Annotated in this window: 14 protein-coding genes and 2 riboswitches; of the genes, 8 read left to right on the top strand and 6 right to left on the bottom strand. The window is 48.5% G+C overall.

The features are described from left to right. Positions 1–18: 18 nt before the first annotated feature. A complete protein-coding gene (locus K331_RS0111665; protein WP_028590418.1) occupies positions 19–1782 on the bottom strand; it encodes a methyl-accepting chemotaxis protein in 1764 nt (587 codons plus the stop codon). Between the two features lie 608 nt (positions 1783–2390). After that, the gene (locus K331_RS0111655; protein WP_028590417.1) at positions 2391–3647 is read right to left on the bottom strand and encodes a DUF445 domain-containing protein; all 1257 of its coding nucleotides are present in this window, start codon (positions 3645–3647) and stop codon (positions 2391–2393) included. Between the two features lie 181 nt (positions 3648–3828). On the opposite strand from K331_RS0111655, the gene K331_RS0111650 reads away from it, so the two are divergent. Together K331_RS0111650 and K331_RS0111640 are read left to right on the top strand one after the other, a co-directional pair. Further along, on the top strand, positions 3829–4656 hold the full coding sequence (locus K331_RS0111650) for an aldo/keto reductase (RefSeq protein WP_018888273.1): 828 nt from the start codon (positions 3829–3831) through the stop codon (positions 4654–4656). 439 nt (positions 4657–5095) lie between these two features. Beyond that, positions 5096–6010 (top strand): DUF4261 domain-containing protein, encoded by a 915-nt coding sequence (locus tag K331_RS0111640; RefSeq protein ID WP_028590416.1) that lies wholly within the window; start codon positions 5096–5098, stop codon positions 6008–6010. Positions 6011–6296: 286 nt separating this feature from the next. On the opposite strand, the gene K331_RS0111635 is transcribed toward K331_RS0111640, so the two are convergent. Then, positions 6297–6749: a cupin domain-containing protein gene (locus tag K331_RS0111635; protein ID WP_018888270.1), complete on the bottom strand. Its 453-nt coding sequence runs from the start codon at positions 6747–6749 to the stop codon at positions 6297–6299. A 551-nt stretch (positions 6750–7300) separates the two neighbouring features. Here K331_RS0111635 and K331_RS0111630 point away from each other — a divergent pair. The 4 genes from K331_RS0111630 (at position 7301) to K331_RS0111615 (ending at position 10406) form a co-directional block, all read left to right on the top strand. Beyond that, positions 7301–8029: an amino acid ABC transporter ATP-binding protein gene (locus K331_RS0111630; protein ID WP_028590415.1), complete on the top strand. Its 729-nt coding sequence runs from the start codon at positions 7301–7303 to the stop codon at positions 8027–8029. Between the two features lie 36 nt (positions 8030–8065). Continuing rightward, positions 8066–8905, top strand: a complete 840-nt coding sequence (locus K331_RS0111625; protein WP_028590414.1) for a glutamate ABC transporter substrate-binding protein — start codon at positions 8066–8068, stop codon at positions 8903–8905. Between the two features lie 184 nt (positions 8906–9089). Further along, positions 9090–9749 (top strand): amino acid ABC transporter permease, encoded by a 660-nt coding sequence (locus K331_RS0111620; protein ID WP_028590413.1) that lies wholly within the window; start codon positions 9090–9092, stop codon positions 9747–9749. 15 nt (positions 9750–9764) lie between these two features. Continuing rightward, a complete protein-coding gene (locus K331_RS0111615) occupies positions 9765–10406 on the top strand; it encodes an amino acid ABC transporter permease (protein ID WP_018888266.1) in 642 nt (213 codons plus the stop codon). A 92-nt stretch (positions 10407–10498) separates the two neighbouring features. Here the strand turns inward: K331_RS0111615 and K331_RS0111610 are convergent, their stop codons facing one another. Next, positions 10499–11923: an NAD(P)/FAD-dependent oxidoreductase gene (locus tag K331_RS0111610; RefSeq protein WP_028590412.1), complete on the bottom strand. Its 1425-nt coding sequence runs from the start codon at positions 11921–11923 to the stop codon at positions 10499–10501. A 75-nt stretch (positions 11924–11998) separates the two neighbouring features. After that, a riboswitch (purine riboswitch) is annotated at positions 11999–12098 on the bottom strand. A gap of 401 nt (positions 12099–12499) precedes the next feature. Further along, positions 12500–12608, top strand: a riboswitch (glycine riboswitch). A 212-nt stretch (positions 12609–12820) separates the two neighbouring features. Here K331_RS0111610 and sdaAB point away from each other — a divergent pair. Both sdaAB and sdaAA read left to right on the top strand, forming a co-directional pair. Further along, positions 12821–13498, top strand: coding sequence for an L-serine ammonia-lyase, iron-sulfur-dependent subunit beta (gene sdaAB / locus K331_RS0111605; protein WP_028590411.1), 678 nt, complete (start codon positions 12821–12823; stop codon positions 13496–13498). A 40-nt stretch (positions 13499–13538) separates the two neighbouring features. Next, complete coding sequence (gene sdaAA, locus K331_RS0111600) at positions 13539–14459, top strand: L-serine ammonia-lyase, iron-sulfur-dependent, subunit alpha (protein ID WP_028590410.1); 921 nt, start codon at positions 13539–13541, stop codon at positions 14457–14459. 233 nt (positions 14460–14692) lie between these two features. On the opposite strand, the gene K331_RS0111595 is transcribed toward sdaAA, so the two are convergent. After that, a complete protein-coding gene (locus K331_RS0111595; RefSeq protein ID WP_028590409.1) occupies positions 14693–17029 on the bottom strand; it encodes an Ig-like domain-containing protein in 2337 nt (778 codons plus the stop codon). 209 nt (positions 17030–17238) lie between these two features. Continuing rightward, a complete protein-coding gene (locus tag K331_RS0111590; RefSeq protein WP_028590408.1) occupies positions 17239–17700 on the bottom strand; it encodes a hypothetical protein in 462 nt (153 codons plus the stop codon). Positions 17701–17764: the final 64 nt, after the last annotated feature.

Here is a 17764-nt window from a genome sequence, read left to right as displayed (position 1 = left end):
CGGTGTTTTTTTGAGGGATCAGCTCTCCCGAACCTTGAAGAAGGAGATCAGTTCCTGTAGCTGTTGCGATACCGTAGACAGCTCATCAGAGGCCGTAACGATCATCGCCATGGAGGCTTCCTGCTCTGCTGTAGACTCCTGAATTTGCTTGCTGCTGTTCGCAGCCTTACTTACACTAATAGATAATTCCTCCGCAGTCGCTGTCATTTCCTGAGTGCTTGCGGATATTTCTTCAGTAGAGCTGGAGATATCTTGTATCTGGTTAGCAACTTTATTCGTGGCTTCCATGATATTCTCGAAGAATTCACCCGTCTCTTGAGTGACATTCAGGCCCTTGTCGACCTCAATTGAGCCCTGCTGCATGGCTGCTGCTGATTTCCCAATGTGCTCTTGAATCTCGTCAATCAATCCACGGATTTGCTGCGCTGATTCCTGGGACTGCTCAGCCAGCTTGCGAACCTCCCCGGCTACTACAGCGAAGCCTCTCCCCTCTTCCCCTACACGCGCGGCTTCAATCGAGGCATTCAGCGCCAGCAGGTTGGTCTGATTGGCAATCTCCGTAATCATATTCACGATGCTGCTAATCTCATTAGAGCGATTCTCCAGCGAACGGATCGAGCTTGAAGTGTTGTGCACGGCGTCAGAGATTAGGTTCATCTGCTGGATGACCTGACTCATCCGTTCATGACCCGCGCGGGAACGCTCCTCCATACCTAGAGCCTCATCAGCCACATCTGCTGAGCTACTGGCAATCGTCTGTACTACGGTTGACATCTCTGCCATGGATCGTGCACTTTCGATCGTTGCCTGATCCTGGGAGTTAAGCCCTGTCGAAATCTCTCGAATATTACCACTAATCCGTTGAATGCTGCTGTTATTGGTCGCTGAGATCTCCATCAGACTCTGGGACGAGCTGGACAGCTGACCTGCGGTTACTTGAACCTTATAGATCGTATCATTGATCCGCCCGATCATCTCATTGAACTTCTGGTTGATGACTCCCAGATCATCTTTCCCCGTCTCTATGGTGATATCCAGGTTCCCTGTGCTCACTTCCTCGATACCCTGCATCAGATTGCGAATCGGGCGCAGCGTCTTCTTCAGCAAAATGAACTGCAACACGATACACAGCAACAGGAAGCCTACCAGGAAAATAGAGCCGTAAGTAAGCATCTTGTTCAGTCCCTTAGGCACGGCACTCGCATCAATATCGAAATAAAGTGCTCCGATCAACTGACCTTGGTCATTTTTGATGGGATAGATCATCGTTGTCCAGGTTCCGTAATCGTCGGTATAGAAGGTACTGAATGAAGGCTTGTCATCCTTCATCATATGTTCAAGAGCCGCCACATTCTCCTGAGGCAAAGGATACATGGCACCTGCTGGCAGATTATCCTTCTCAAACGGCTCCACGAGATTCGTAGGAATCGCAATGACGGAGGTCTGGTCCCCACCCTCAAGCTCCACACCAAAAATATAGGCCTGTGCAATGTTGGGATAGAACTCATGAATCGAATCCAGGTAATCCCTCAACTCCTTTTGCACAGGACCTGCATAACTTTTCTCATCTATCGCCGCAACGACCTTGCTTACATCCAGATCATTGGACCACTTCAGAGTCATGACTTCAGCCTGATCATACAGCTGCTCCACTAATATACTTTTTTGAAGCTGGTAGCTTGATGTAATTAATATAACGCCGATAAGAACAATACTTCCGAAGGAAATCACAAGATTTTTGACAAAAAACGGGAGCGTACTCCACCGTAACCTATTAAACAAGACGACTCACTCCTCCATAATATGTTGAAAATGGACAAAATAATACTTCTTCTACGAACCCACTATCCGAATAGCTTACTTCAAAGGTATAGTAATCATGTTGTGTCTTTTCTATAAGCGTCTACATACTCTCTAAATACTTCTATCTAGTCATGGTTATGTATTGTTCTCAAAATATGGGCCTTCTGGACTCATATACTAGGACCTCCAGACTTATAGTATTCATGGAATATATCGAGATCAAACTATATTTATGTTAGTTACATCGAAAAAAACGGTCCTTTAGAACTACAATATTATCCTTTTTTTCGACATCTTTTTCACTTTTATACTCCTTCCCTTGCATACATACCACTGTCACCATTGAGTGCATCCTATCGCTGCATAACGCAAAAAAAGCTGCCGAAGGACGAGTGCACTCATCCCTTCCTGGCCAGCAGCTTTGATTACTACCCACACTTACTTTACCTATATTTGCATAAAAAATTGCATCTTTGCTATCAACCCGACCTACACTCCAGTCTGCTTTCTTCCAAACACCCGATCTTATAACGTTGCCGATCTCCCCGACACACTTGTCTTACTCCACTCTCACCACTTCACTTATCTTACTCAAGGATCATACGGATGCCTGTTAATACAATCCCGATTAAAAAGCCCGTCAGCGCGCCATTAATCCGAATCCACTGTATATCCTGGCCCAATTTATCCTCCATCAACGCGATTAAGGTGTCGTTATCCATCTTATCCACGTTCTCACGCACCAGCTTGCCGATCTTTCCATGATTAGCTTCTAGAAGCCCTGTGACAAGGTCCACTGCCTGGGAATTCAGCTTATCCAGTAATCCTTGCTCCTGACGCACATAATCAATCATCCGCCGAACGACAGGCAGTAGATGACGCTCTACATAGGCTCCATCCTCCATCCCTGCCAGCAATCGGGTACGTAGCTCCTCCAGCTTGGCATGAATAAGCTCCTCGCCTTGCCAGGAAGCGGCCCAATCCGCCTTCCAGTCGTGCAGACCTTCATGCAGCGTATCGTCTGTCGCGAGCCTTCTGACCTGCTCCTTCATCGCTCTCAGAACTGCCTCCCGGCGTGGGTGGGATTGCATTCGCAGTTCATCGATTTGCTCAAGCAGAAAATGACGAATCATCTCGCCCATCCGCTCCTCATTCAGATAGCCCATAAATGCATTCACCGCGAACTGCATCAGCCCATTAAGCTGCAGACCAGCAATGGCCTGCATCCCCATGGAGCCCAGCATATATTGACTATCCGGCTTCATTAGCCAGGATTCAGCCTGCCCCAGAGCATAGTCAAGCGCCTTGGAATCATAGCTCTTGTCCACGATTCCCTTCGCCAGTTGCTCCAGGATTGGCCTTGTATCCATAGCTGTGACCTGCTGGCGAATTTCTGCAGTGAGCACAGGCACCAGCCCTTCAAGCGGAATGTGCTCAACCAGCCGTTTCGCTATATGGTCGATAGTCTTGGAGACCTGTGGAGTCTCCAATCCTTTTTCCAGCGTATTCACCACCAGCTCAGCCAGACGAGCTCCATGAATCTTGGAGGAAATACTTTCCTTGTTCAAAAGATTATTCTCTACGGTATTAACAAGTGCATCCGTTAGCTTCTCACGATTCTTTGGTAATAGTGCTGTATGGGGAATAGGAATCCCCAGCGGATGCCGGAACAACGCGGTGACTGCGAACCAGTCCGCTAGTCCTCCAACCATGCCTGCTTCGAATGCGCCCGTCACGAGACGCACACCTGGTATATGTTGAAAAGGTAACGTAGCCGCGAAGCCCGCCCCCATAATGACAAGCGACCAGGTGGCCGCCTTCTTAGTCTGTTTAGGTTTTGCCATGTTCATCCTCCATCATTAAGCCTGCAATCATCCTTTGGAACCATATTATCACCGTCCGTGGAAAATCCCAAATTTCAACGTTATTTTCAGCCCATATCCAGCTTGTATCCGTTAAAATAAGGGTAAGTATATAAGGCCGGGCTTTCCGGTGTACCATGACAGTGAGGGAGGAATTCAAGTAATGAAGCATTTGCAGGATACAGTCACTTTGAATAACGGCGTCAAGATGCCTTGGTTCGGTCTGGGCGTCTGGAAGGTTGAGGACGGGCAAGAGGTCGTGGACACCGTCAAATATGCCATTCAATCGGGCTACCGCAGCATTGATACAGCCAGAGGCTATAACAATGAAGAGGGTGTCGGCCAAGGCATTCGCGAATCCGGCGTTCCGCGGGAGGATCTGTTCATTACCTCCAAGCTCTTCAATAAGGATCAGGGCTATGAATCTACACTGGAAGCCTTCGAGGGCAGCATGACCCGTCTGGGCCTAGAGGTGCTGGATCTGTATTTGATTCACTGGCCTGTCAAAGGAAAGTACAAGGATACTTGGAGAGCCATGGAAAAGCTATATAAGGAAGGGCGTATTCGCGCCATCGGTGTAAGTAACTTCCAGATTCATCATCTGCAGGACCTGATGAGCTCCTCTGAGATCATTCCTGCTGTTAATCAGGTAGAGTTCCATCCCCAGCTCACACAAGTGGAGCTACGACGCTTCTGCAAGGAGCAGGGAATTCAGCTTGAAGCCTGGTCTCCACTTGGTGGTGGTGCTCTCCTGGACAATAGTACGCTTAAGGACATTGCAGCGAAATACGGAAAATCAGTAGCGCAGGTGATCCTGCGTTGGGATCTGCAGCATGGTGTCATTACGATCCCCAAATCTGTCCACGAGGAGCGTATTCGAGCCAACGCTGACATCTTTGATTTCGAACTGACTCCAGAGGATATGACGCAGATCGACGCATTAAATGAGGACAAGCGCACGGGCCCGGACCCGGATAACTTTAATTTTTGATCATTTCAAAACTATTGCTAGCTTTAATGATTGATGGGATCGTGATTAAGCTCGGGGTAGCCTTATCGGCTGCCCCGATATTCGAGGACAAGATGACGAGGTATCCGGACAATGGATATGCCAGCTTCCAATTCTATAGCTCCATCCCTTATTCGGTGAGGGTCATTTAATAAAATTGATCATGTTGATGATTTTGGTCATGTTGGTGATGTTGGTCATTTTGGGTGATGCTGGTCAGGTTGACCAGACTGAAGGTCACATGATTTCCATAGTAAATCTCTGTATAATGAGCTTCATAAGAGCAAGCTGTATCATACATAGACTGGCAAGGAACCCGTGCAGGACAAGGGCTAATCCCTTAGCCTTGACTGGCATGTTTACAGCCGCAAATAAGCGGTACTTAGTGTATTAGAGATCAAATACAGGAAGGATGACTCGAATGACTGACAACATGGAGGATACGGTAGCCGAGAATGAATATGGCTTTGCCGCAATATATAGTGTAGAGCTGCTGCTCAAGGAGCCGCCAGTGCTTCAGAGGGACAAGCTTTACGCCAAAATCCAAGAATACACAGGCCCGCTTAACCAAGGGAATGAGAAAACTGGAGCCTCACAGACGAGCGAGGAGAATCTTGCTGTGTGGGAGCCTAACGAAGAGCATCCAGATGCATTGCTGCATTTCTTCCATCTCAATTATATGGTTGAATTTGAGGATGGCTCGTTACCTGCGCAGACTGCGATCGTCCCGCTGGATAGAGCGTATGATCCCTCTACGTATACAACTGCTATTCAACAGGCCTGGCACTGGCCGGATGCAAGAGAAGCTGTGGAGCGTAGCTCCTATTCGTTGATCCTGCATGATCTGGTAGCCTCAGGCTTGCCACACCAGCAAAGACTGGAGCTGTTCACTGGCGTGCTAAAGGCGCTCCTGGAGACCTTGCCTTGTGAGGCTGTGTACTGGAGAGGCAGCGATAAGCTGGTGGAGCCACACGCCTATCTCGCAGCGCTGGAGGATGGTCAGCTGCTATATGGCGCGCTCAACATCAGGATGTATCAGGCACCAGCTCCCATCGAGGGCAGATCGGATCTGGTCATGGACAGCTGTGGGCTGGCCGCTCTTGGGATTCCTGACGTGCAGTGCCACTTCCATTCCCTTGAGCCTAACGAGATGGCGGGCTTCCTACTGAATATTGCCCACTATCTCTTCAATCAGGGAGATGTGATTTCCGACGGCGAGACAGTAGGCTACGATGAGGAGCAGCGCTGGGAATGTGAGCATCAATACTCACTCGTTCAGCCTCGCAGAATCGTGCTCGACATTAATCCTGGACCCAATCATTATGCAGGTGCCTAATGTTGCCTAATCCTTAGGTGGTCTGTTCATGCAAGAAAGTTTCATACAAGTAAGTTCATACAAGAAAAGCGCTTTTCTACAAATCTCTGCTGAAGATTATTAAAGTCTTAAAGCCTACTATTTAAAAGCGTCCTTCCCGCCGAGTACTAAGCTCAGTCTGAGAAGGACGCTTTTCTTTGAAAAAAGTATGCCCTCATTCCTCCATCCCCCGCGTATCCCTAACAACACACCTTCAATTCCTAAGGATGTGCTCAAATATTGAGGAAATACGCCATCTGGTACAGCCTTAACGCGAGATCAGCTTGAAGTCATCAAAGTGGAACCCAGGAGCTACAACACAAGTGACGAGTACAGGCTCATCACCGAGTGGACGAGCTGTCTGCCACACACCTCCAGGCACTAGTCCTTGTGGGGATTGGCCAGCAGCCACATCTGCCCCAAGAATAATAACGGTCTCCTCACCAGGATTCTCGCCATTGCCCCCAAGCTTCAGCTCGATGGGACTACCCGAATGGTAGAGCCACAGCTCATCAGAATGTACAACATGCCACTCCGAGAACTCACCTGGATGCAGCAAAAAATACGTAGATGAGGCTGCAAATCTTGGCCCCGAATAAATATCCGGAAGCACTGGCTTAGGAATCTGGAAGCTCGCCTTCCACATTTCTTTGTACCAACCGCCCTCAGGATGAGGCTGCATATCAAGGGCCGCTACAAGCGGAGAGATTTCTTTGCTCATTACAATACCTTCCTTCAGCTAATTCATTTTAGTTCATACTTATTCACCTTTTATGTCATCCATATCTTGCAAATTGGGATACACAGAAGCCGAAGCTCACTTATTAATGTAAAACATGAAGCTGCATTTGTCACGTATGCAATATGCCCTGTAGGGCTCGAGATCAATTCATGTCATATTTACGAACAAAAATACTTGACAGCTACGTTATATTTGTAAATTTTTATAATTTTTTGACATAAATCAAAAATCAAATGTAATAAACCTAACTTACAACTATCTAATATTTGACCTAATGTATATAAAATAAGTTTATTAGGGGTTTTAATGTTATATTAATTGACGGAAAATTATTGTAATTATCCCTTTGTCATTGTATCATTAGTTAACTATTTTCTATTTTTGCTTTCTTTTGGATGATTCGAACGATTCTACACTACGTTGGATTCGTCAAGGTACTAGAAACGCTGCACGATGATTTGCATAATTCAGTACAATAAGGGCTTCATTATGCAGATGTCAGGCGGCATGTTAAGGAAGGAGGACTTGTTCTGATTGAATTTCGCAATGTTAACAAGCACTATGGTCATTTCCATGTACTCAAGGACATCAATCTTACAATTGAGGAAGGTCAGGTCGTCGTTATTATCGGCCCTTCGGGATCAGGCAAGAGCACCCTGCTTCGGTGTATGAACCGGCTGGAGACGATCTCCGGGGGACAACTGATTGTTAACGGAGTTCCTCTTCATGACAAGCGCGTGGACATCAACAAATTCCGCAGGGACATCGGTATGGTGTTTCAGCATTTCAACCTCTATCCGCATAAGCGGGTTGTTGAGAATATCATTCTCGCACCCATGAAGGTGCTTGGTGTCTCCAAGGCAGAGGCTTCGGCAACAGCCCTGACTTACCTGAAGCGCGTTGGCATCGAGGATAAAGCCGATAGCTACCCGGCGCAGCTATCCGGCGGTCAACAGCAGCGTGTTGCCATAGCACGCGGTCTCGCTATGAAGCCGAAGATTATGCTCTTCGACGAACCCACCTCGGCGCTGGACCCCGAGACAATCGGTGAGGTGCTGGATGTCATGCGCTCATTGGCTCATCAAGGCATGACCATGGTCATCGTTACGCATGAAATGGGCTTCGCCCGTGAAGTGGCAGACCGCGTCATATTCATGGATCAGGGGCAGATTCTGGAAGACAGCACACCTGCAGAGTTTTTCGCTGAACCTAGGGAAGAGCGTGCACGCACATTTCTCAGCCGTTTGATCAATCATTAATCTAAATACAAAAGTAGAGAAAGGGGATCAACTCACATGAAACAAAGAATTCAATGGAAAGTCTCCATGCTATTACTCGTATCCTTATTCCTTATTCTTGCTGGTTGTGGCGGAGGCACCGACGGTGGCTCAAGTAATGCTGGTACCGGAGGCGGTGAAGAGGCTACTGCTCTGGAAGCTATCAAGGAACGTGGCAAGCTCATTGTCGGGGTGAAGAATGATACCAAGCTCTTCGGCCTCAAGAATACAGCCACTGGAGAGATTGAAGGCTTCGACGTTGATGTAGCCAAAGCGATTGCCAAGCAGGTATTCGGTGATGAGAGCAAGGTGGAGTTCAAGGAGGTTACCTCCAAGACGCGTATTCCATTACTTCAGAACGGCGAGATTGATATGATCGTTGCTACCATGACCATTACGGAAGAACGTAAACAGCAGGTAGACTTCAGCGAAGTATATTTTGAGGCAGGACAATCGCTTCTCGTTCGGACAGACAGCCCGATTACAGGTATTGATTCACTGGACGCTTCCACGAAGGTACTGGCAGTTAAGGGCTCTACATCCACCAAGAATATACGGGAGAAGGCCCCGGACGCCACCGTGCTTGAATTCGAGAACTATCAGGACGCCTTCAATGCGCTCAAGGCCAACAAAGGCGATGCTCTGACTACAGATAATGCGATCCTGCTCGGAATGCAGCAACAGGACCCAAGCTTCCATCTGGTGGGCGGCAATTTTACTGACGAGCCTTACGGTATCGCTGTGAAGAAGGGAAATGAGGCATTGCTCCAGGCAGTGAATGATACCTTGACTGAGCTGCACAGCAGCGGTGAATATGACACCCTCTACGAGCAATGGTTCGGCACGAAGCCTGAATAGGCACGAGAAGTAGCATGTACAAGAACTAGCCAGGTACTAGAACTCCCTATCCCACAAGTGTGACAACCTAGCTTTTTCAAAATTGGCGGAAGGAGCCGCAAGCTGCGAGCTCCTTTCTTTCATGGTGAGCCGAAGATCATCTTGTTCCCATATCGTCTGATGCAACGGAGGTGTGATGACGCTAATGCTTGATTTCGACATCAATGTACTATTCAACAACTGGGATCGCTATATAGATGGCTTCCTGACGACCCTTCAGGTCAGTCTGATCGGACTGGTCGGCAGCTTCATTCTCGGCGCCCTGATCGCTGTCTTCCGGATCGCACCAGTCCAGCCTCTTAAATGGTTCGGAACAGCCTACGTCGAACTTTTTCGAAATATTCCACTGTTGATCACTGTATATTTGTTTTACTATGGTCTGGGTTCGTTCGGGGTGAACTTCGATGGATTCACAGCGGGGACGATCGGTCTTACCATCTATACCTCCGCCTACGTCGCTGAAGCCATTAGAGCAGGCATTCAGACCGTACCCAAAGGACAAATGGAGGCTGGTCGCTCCTCAGGTCTCAGCTACAACCAGACGATGATGGAGATCATCCTGCCGCAGGCCATCAAAATCTCCCTGCCTGCCATCGGTAATCAGTTCATCAATATGTTCAAGAATTCATCCATCCTTGCAATCGTAGCTGGCGCGGACCTGATGCTCGTATCTGATCAGATTAACTCTGATATCTTCATGCCTGTCAGCGTGTATGCTTTTACAGCCATGTTCTATCTGGTTATTACGCTGCCTCTTAGCTTCGGAGTGCTGTATCTGGAGAGAAGACTGGCCAAAACATCCTAAGGAGGGAAGCCCGACATGGATACATTTTTCACATGGACGAACATCAGATTCATTCTGGACGGCTTCCTGCTTACGCTGGAGGTCGCATTATATTCGATACTCATCAGTACAGCCTTAGGCATATTGCTCGGGGTGCTGCGCTATACTCGGCTACCAGTCATCTCGCAGATTGCTGCTTTCCTCATTGATATCATTCGTAATCTGCCGCTCCTGCTCATTATCTTCTTCCTGTTCCTCGTGCTGCCAGCCGTCGGCTTCTCCGTTCCATTGAAGTGGTCTGCCATCATCGGTCTATCTGTATTTGAAGCAGCCATGATTGCGGAAATTGTGCGTAGCGGCCTCAATTCGGTAGATAAAGGCCAGATCGAGGCAGCCCGTTCCTCTAGCCTTAGCTATACACAGACATTATGGCACATTGTACTACCTCTGGGTCTACGCAGAATGGTGCCTCCGATGGTCAGCCAGTATATTTCGCTCATGAAGGATACGTCACTGGCCGTTATCATATCACTACCTGAACTGACGCATAGTGCACAGATTGCCGGAGCACAGAACCAGTCTTTTGTAATACCTGCCCTACTGTTCGCAGCCTTCCTGTATTTTGTTGTAAATTATGGCATGTCACTCATCGCCAAGCGATTGGAGGTTCGCACATAACCCAACTTATAGGTCTGGCATAAAGAAAAAAGGAAGGCCCCTCGCAGAAGGAGCCTTCCTTGCCTGTTCACGCTAGGTTTTTACCACTTCGATCAAGCTAACATTGCCCGGGCAATTCTTACTCCTGCCGCCCCGGCCTGCGCCAGTCCCCTCGTAATACCTGCGCCGTCTCCCCCGCAGTATAGCCCCTTAATCTCCGTCTGGAGATTGGAGTCCAGCTTGGGCCGTGCCGAATAGAATTTGGCTTCCACGCCATAAAATAGTGTATGCTCGGAAGCGATACCCGGCGTTACCTTATCCAGCGCCTCCATCATTTCAATCAGACTGCGCATGGTATTGTAAGGCAACACCAATCCTAGATCACCAGGTACGGCCTCCTTCAGGGTAGGCTCCAGGAAGCCCTCCTTGATCCGGTTGACAGTGGAACGCCGCCCTCTTATGATATCCCCGTATTTCTGCACAATCACACCACCGCCAGACAAGTCATTGGCACGCTTGCAGATTTCACGGGCATATTCATTAGGCTTATCGAATGGTTCGGTGAAGCTATGCGATACGAGTAAGGCAAAATTCGTGTTGACCGAGCCAAGAGCCGGGTCCTTGTAGGAATGTCCATTGGCTGCCATAATCCCACTATGATTCTCGACCACGACATGACCGGATGGATTGCTGCAGAAGGTACGCACCCGGGTTCCTACTGAAGTATTATAGATAAATTTCCCTTCATACAGATGCTCATTGATCTCCTGCATCACCACATCCGACGTCTCAACCCTCACTCCAACATCCACCTGATTGTTGTACATCTTGATCTTGCGCTTCTTCAGCAATTCTGCCAGCCACACAGAGCCGTCTCGTCCCGGTGCAATCATGACCCGATCAGCCTGATAGGTCTCCCCATTCTTGAGCAGGATCCCGCTCACATGATAGTCAGAATCCTTCTTCTCCGTGAGAATATCCTCCACCTCAGCCTTGAAGACCATGTCGATCCGTTCCTGCAAATATTCGTAGATGGATTGCAAAATCTGAAGGTTCTGCTCCGTTCCCAGATGCCGCACCTCTGCACGCAATAGCTTCAAGCCTGCAGCATATCCTCGCTGCTCAATACTGCGTACAGTCTCAGTAGTAGGGTCTGTAATTACTGTCGTGGCCCCATGCTCCAGATTAATGGAATCCACGTATCGAATCAGCTCCATTACCTCGGAAGGAGCCATATAATCTGTCAGCCAGCCCCCGAATTCGGTAGTCACATTGAACTTACCATCACTGTATGCTCCTGCCCCACCGAATCCGGCTGTAATCGAGCAGGCCGGGAGACATCCGGCATGATCCTTCTTCCCTGCTGGAGGTGGGCACAGTGCAATCTTGCCCTCCAGAATCGGACAGCGTCTACGATAAATATTATGTCCCTTGTCTACCAACAGCACCTTCCACTCCGGTGCCCTCCTGCTCAATTCGTATGCTGTGAAAATTCCCGCCGGGCCTGCCCCGACAATAATGACATCATATGCTTTCATAGTGTCCTCCCCACATGAGCCTGCTCCACCACGGCCTTAAATGAGCGCACAAAAAAATCCCGGCTCTCCATAGGTATGCCGAAGCAGCCTATTCGTAGCCGGGAATTTACGGTTCCCTGTAGAAACCCTCAATCCTGATTATTGAGGTTATACGAACGATGATTAAATACTGACTGAATGTTGACTAACTGATCATTGAATGTTAACAAATATCGATGGGTCGTCAAGCTAATGTACGATTCTAGGGTCGAAGGAGCTTTCCTTAATCTCCCCTAACTCATTGTATGCCAGTAAACACGAATGTGTCAAATGATTATTGAAATAATGTTCGTGTTTTAGGGACATCTCACTATGAACACTGCTCTAGCATGCTTAGCTTGTATGCACCCCTAACTTCACTCTCGCATACTATTATATTGACAAGAGTGGCCTTAACCGTTAATATCTTCGTTGTGTCAAGATTGTCAACCATCTCTTAACAGGGATATGACATGGAGATCCGATCTCCCGCTTGATCCATGAATTATACAAGAGAGCCTTCTCAGGCTAACCTATGTAATTGTACATATATTGCGGATGATATTGACGGGAGAGACCTGCCAGCAAGAGCAGGGCACCGAAGGAGCAAGCTGCACGGCACCCGGCCGACAGTTAATCTCTCAGGTACCCGTACCGTCAACGGACGCGCCTCTGGAGAGAGCGTAAGCCACCAAAGGGGTAAGGCGGGGGATCGCAACCAAGAACCCGCAGCAAACTCTCAGGTACACAGGACAGAGATAAGGGATCACTTCCTTATCCTGTCCTTTTTTTGTGCTGACATGACGCGGCAGGATTAGAGTGAACAGATGAATATTAGTGGATACTGAAGGCAAATCATCATGTACAGGAGGAGTTCTTATGCGCTTTAAAGATGTGTTTTCCATTATTGGACCCGCTATGACCGGTCCCTCCAGCTCGCACACAGCAGGGGCCGTCCGGCTCGGACGCATGGCCCATCACTGGGTAGGTAGTACACCCGAGCGGTGTGTCATGACATTATACGGCTCCTTCGCTGATACGTACAAAGGGCATGGCACTGATCTGGCATTACTCGGAGGCTTGCTGGACTATAACACTGATGACGCGAGGATCATTGATGCAGAAGAGCAGGCCACACGGGCCGGAATGACTTATGAGTTCGTCACAAGCTCGCTACCTGCACTTCATCCCAACACGGTACGAATTGATGCATGGCAGGCCGGTCGTAAGTCCACACTCGTAGGCTCTTCCATAGGCGGCGGGAATATTCAGGTACAGCAGCTCAGCGAATTTCGTGTCAATTTGACAGGAGAGCTCCCGATCCTGACCCTGCTACATTCAGATAAGCCTGGTATGCTGGGGGCTATAACTACGGCCTTAGGTGCATCCGGTGTGAATATTGCCTATATGCACGTAGACCGCACCGGTCGGGATGGAGAGGCACTATCAGCCATAGAGACAGATAGCATCATTCCAAGACCGCTTCTGGAATATCTGCAATCTCTCACCTACATGTACGAGGTGAAGGTGATGGATATTCGTAACACTGCAAAGTAAGCATCAAGATTTAGGTTAGGAACAGGAAGGAGCTAGTCACATGCGATTTCGGCATCTGCGTGAATTAAGCGAATTATGTATACAAGAATCCAAGACGATTGGCCAGTTGATGCTCGAAGAGCAATCCAAGGAGAGCGGCAGCTCTCCTGAAGAAATTTACACCCAAATGGCCAAATACTATGAGATCATGAAGGAGGCGGTCCACCGGGGACAGACTGAAGACACGGTATCCCGTAGCGGATTGACTGGAGGAGACGGAAAGCGCCTGGCCGAATATTTGCGTACAGGAGAGGCCTGCTCCGGCGATGCATCGGCCCTTGCTATGGCTTATGCACTATCCGTATCGGAGGTAAATGCCTCCATGGGACGAATCGTAGCTACACCGACCGCTGGTTCGTGCGGCGTCATTCCCGGTGTATTTATCAGTGCGCAGGAGAGATTCGGCTGGGAGGATGAGCATATGGTTCATGGCTTGTTCGCGGCAGGGGCTATCGGCTATGTCATTGCCAATAACTCCTTCATCTCTGGAGCTGAAGGCGGCTGTCAAGCCGAGATCGGCTCTGCCATTGGAATGGCCGCAGGTGCGATGGTAGAGCTTAGGGGAGGCTCTCCTGAGCAAGCCATACATGCAGTCGGACTGGCATTGAAAAATACGCTTGGACTCATCTGTGATCCGGTAGCAGGACTGGTAGAGATCCCTTGTATCGTTCGCAATGGACTCGGTGCCGTAACCGCCTTGGCTGCGGCAGACATGGCTCTTGCTGGCGTGCGTAGTGCAATTCCTTCCGATGAGGTCATTGATGTGATGCTGGAGGTAGGAAGTGCGATGCCAACCCAGCACCGAGAGACTGCCAAGGGCGGACTTGCCCAGACTCCTACTGGACGTCGTATGACGGAAGGACTCGCTAATCCGAAGAAAAATGCTGCTGCTAACAGCAACCAGCCCATCGGACACGAATAACATAAGACACTCTGATGTTCTGCTCACTCCGTTCATTCCGTTCAGTAGAGCGCCTATCAGCTGTGCTGTCATAGCCATCTTGCCATTCATCTAACAGTCCCAAATGCGAATGTAGAATTACGTAGGTTAATTGTAATTCATAGCCTAATAACAAACATGCCCCTTGATGAACGATATCCGTTCGCCAAGGGGCATGTTCTTTTCGTGTATAGAAATCTATTTTCGTATCATTCCTATTGCACAGTTACATTTACTCTCGTAGTCTTGCCTGCATACTTAATCGTAATCGTGGCGCGGCCTTTGCTTTGCGCCTTGATTTTGCCATCCTTCACTGTAGCTACCGTGATCTTGGAGGACGTCCAGAGCGCAGGCTTGGTTACATCCTTGTCTGTCCCATCCATGAAGGTGGCTGTAGCCGTCAGTTGTGCTGTTTGCCCTGCCGTCAGAGTCAGCAACACCTCATCTGTCTGCAAATACTTCAACGTATCTACATCTACGCGTACGGTATAAGTTTTGCCGCCATAGTTACCTGTAATGCTCGTCTTACCGTAGGCCACCGCTGTAATTTGGCCATCCTTCACCGTAGCTACCTTATAATTGGAAGTCTTCCACTGAGCTTGGGAAGTAACATCCTTCGTGCTACCATCGCTAGATTTCATAGTGAGCTTAACCGTCTTTTTGTCCCCACTCTTGAGCGACAAAGCGACTTCACTTGCCTCTACACTGGTCGCGATGTCCACTTCAACGGCGAAGGTAATCCTCTGATTACCGTAGCTTGCTGTAATATTTGTTTTACCGCGGCTATTAGCATTTACTAGCCCTTTACTAACCTCGGCTATTTTGATATTACCTGTCTTCCAATCCGCATCAGCAGTAACATCGACTCGATCTGTGCCTTTAATCGCGAACACTTTGAGCTGCTTCGTTTCCTGTGCACCCATGATAATTAATTGAGTCTCGGTCTCAAGCTTATCTACCAGACCTACCTCTACATTCATCGTGTACTTCTTGCTGTTGTAGGTAGCTGTAATAACTGCTTTACCCGAGGATTCACCCTTGACGAGACCCGCACCTGTGACCGAAGCGACTGTAGCTGAGCTAGTTGACCATTCCGCATCCGCAGTAACGTCCTCAGTTCTTCCATCGCCATAATCCGCAGTCAGCTTCGCTTGATACGTTTCATTCAAATCAATGGTCAGCGTCTTCGTAGATAGTGTGACGTCACTCGGTACATCAACAGCTACCTTCACTGTAGCGTTCTTGCCACCGTAGGAGGCAGTAACTGTCGCCTCACCTGATTTGTAGCCTGTAACTTCGCCCTTGCTAACGAAGACTGTGTCACTGTTACTGGAGGTCCAGTTTGCTTTAGCCGTGATATCCTCTGTCTTACCGTCAATATAGGTAGCCTTCAAGGTAAGCTGTTTGCTTTCCTTCGCCTGCAGCGATACCTTCTCTTCGCTCAGATCCAGATATCTAGCTGTCTCGACATCTACTTGAATGTTGACAGTCTTATCGCCATATTTTGCCGAAATAACAGCCGTACCTGCAGCATTGGCCATAATGTTCCCCTTGTTGACAGAGGCCACTGACGCGTTGCTGGAGGTCCATGTGCTATCATTTGTCACAACTGCTGTGCTGCCATCTGGATATACCGCTGTAATCTCAATCGCTTTTGTAGCATCCAGGTACATGAATACGTCAGATTCACTGGCCTTCAGCTTGCTTGTAGTGTCTACATCTACAGCAACTGTAGCAGACATTGTGCCGTATTTGGCTGTGATAGTAGCCTGTCCCGCACTATAGGCAGTAATCTCACCCTTCAGTACATCCGCTACAGTCGGATTACTGGAGCTCCACTCGGCATCCGCCGTTACTTCCTTCTCCGTGCCATCAGGGAAAGTTGCCTTGACTGTTACCGATTCCTTATCCTTCAGGAGCAATGAGAGCTGACTTTGGCTCACCTCTAGACGCTTCACGACATCTACAGAAACGGGCACCGTGACCGATTGTTTGCCATATACCGCTTTAATCGTAGCTGTACCTGCTCCTACAGCTGTTACTTTACCGTTCAGCACGGTAGCTACGCGATCATTATCCGTCGTCCAGTCCGCCTTAGTTGCCACTGCAGCAGTCGAATTGTCAGTGTAAGTGGCAGTTAATGAAATATCAGCAGACTCGCCGGAACGAAGCTCTAACTGCTGTACATCCTTGGTTAGTGCCTTTACTTTTTTGGTGACAGTAACCGTCACCGGCTGATGGAAAGTCTGGTAGCTCGCTGTAATTACGGCAGTTCCCTCTCCTTTTGCCGTAATAGTACCGTTATATACGGTAGCTACTGCTGAGCTTTCGGTACTCCAATCCGTATCCACCGTTACATTCGTGGTCTTTCCTGTGTCATACACCGCTGTAGCTGTCAAAGAGGCGGTATCTCCCGTTTGTAATGTCACTTCATTGGTTGACAGCACCAGTTTTGTCAGAACCGGATCTGCAGCTGAAGCTACACCGGCAAAAGATCCAATACTCGTCATCAGCATCACTAACACCAAAAACGCAGACCATTTTCTTTTCAAAATAAGTGTCCTCCCAATTACGATAAATATCTCGTCTGTTCTTTTTTCGACGAAAGCACAGGAATTATTTAGGTTTTTAATAAAAAAGGACGACATTTTCATCCCTATGAACGCAAAATGATTCTTAGTACCTACGTTCCCGCAGACCCTAAGAACCATACAGAATGGCGCCATCTTTGTAACAATATGTATGTTTTACAATAAAGAAGTTATTTCAACAGATCACTCACAGTCTCGTTCCAGCGCTCCACAACATCGCCTGGCTCATGTAACTTGATCTTGAAGCCAGATACTACCTCTGCATATGACGCTTTATCCGCACGAACCGCCACCACTCTGGCTTCAAATCGTTCACGCATATAACGTACTCCCTGTAGTTCCGGTAGCTGTGCCAGCATCATTCGGACATAATATACGGTGCCATCTTTACTGATCACCAGCTTGGCTTTACCTGTACGCAGGATATTGTTCGTAGTGCGTGTCCCAGGCCACAGCGATATCCGCAGTCGCTCCTGATCCAGCGCCACGACCTCACCCACACTAACCATGGAGGTATGAGGCCACTCGTCCGAGCTAATCGTCAGTAACTGGAAAGCCTCTTGCTGCTTGTCACCCAGATCGCGTCCATTCAATAGTTCTACCAACATAGGGGGTAGAGCCGACTCCTTCATGATTCACAACTCCTTTATACGGGGGATACATGCACTAATGATATTCTCACCCTAGTCTACCACA

Origin of the sequence: Paenibacillus massiliensis subsp. panacisoli DSM 21345 (assembly GCF_000426545.1) — a bacterium.
Taxonomy (GTDB): domain Bacteria; phylum Bacillota; class Bacilli; order Paenibacillales; family Paenibacillaceae; genus Paenibacillus; species Paenibacillus panacisoli.
The sequence above is the reverse complement of the archived record's forward strand: the minus strand, read 5'-3'. Positions and strand labels throughout refer to the sequence as shown.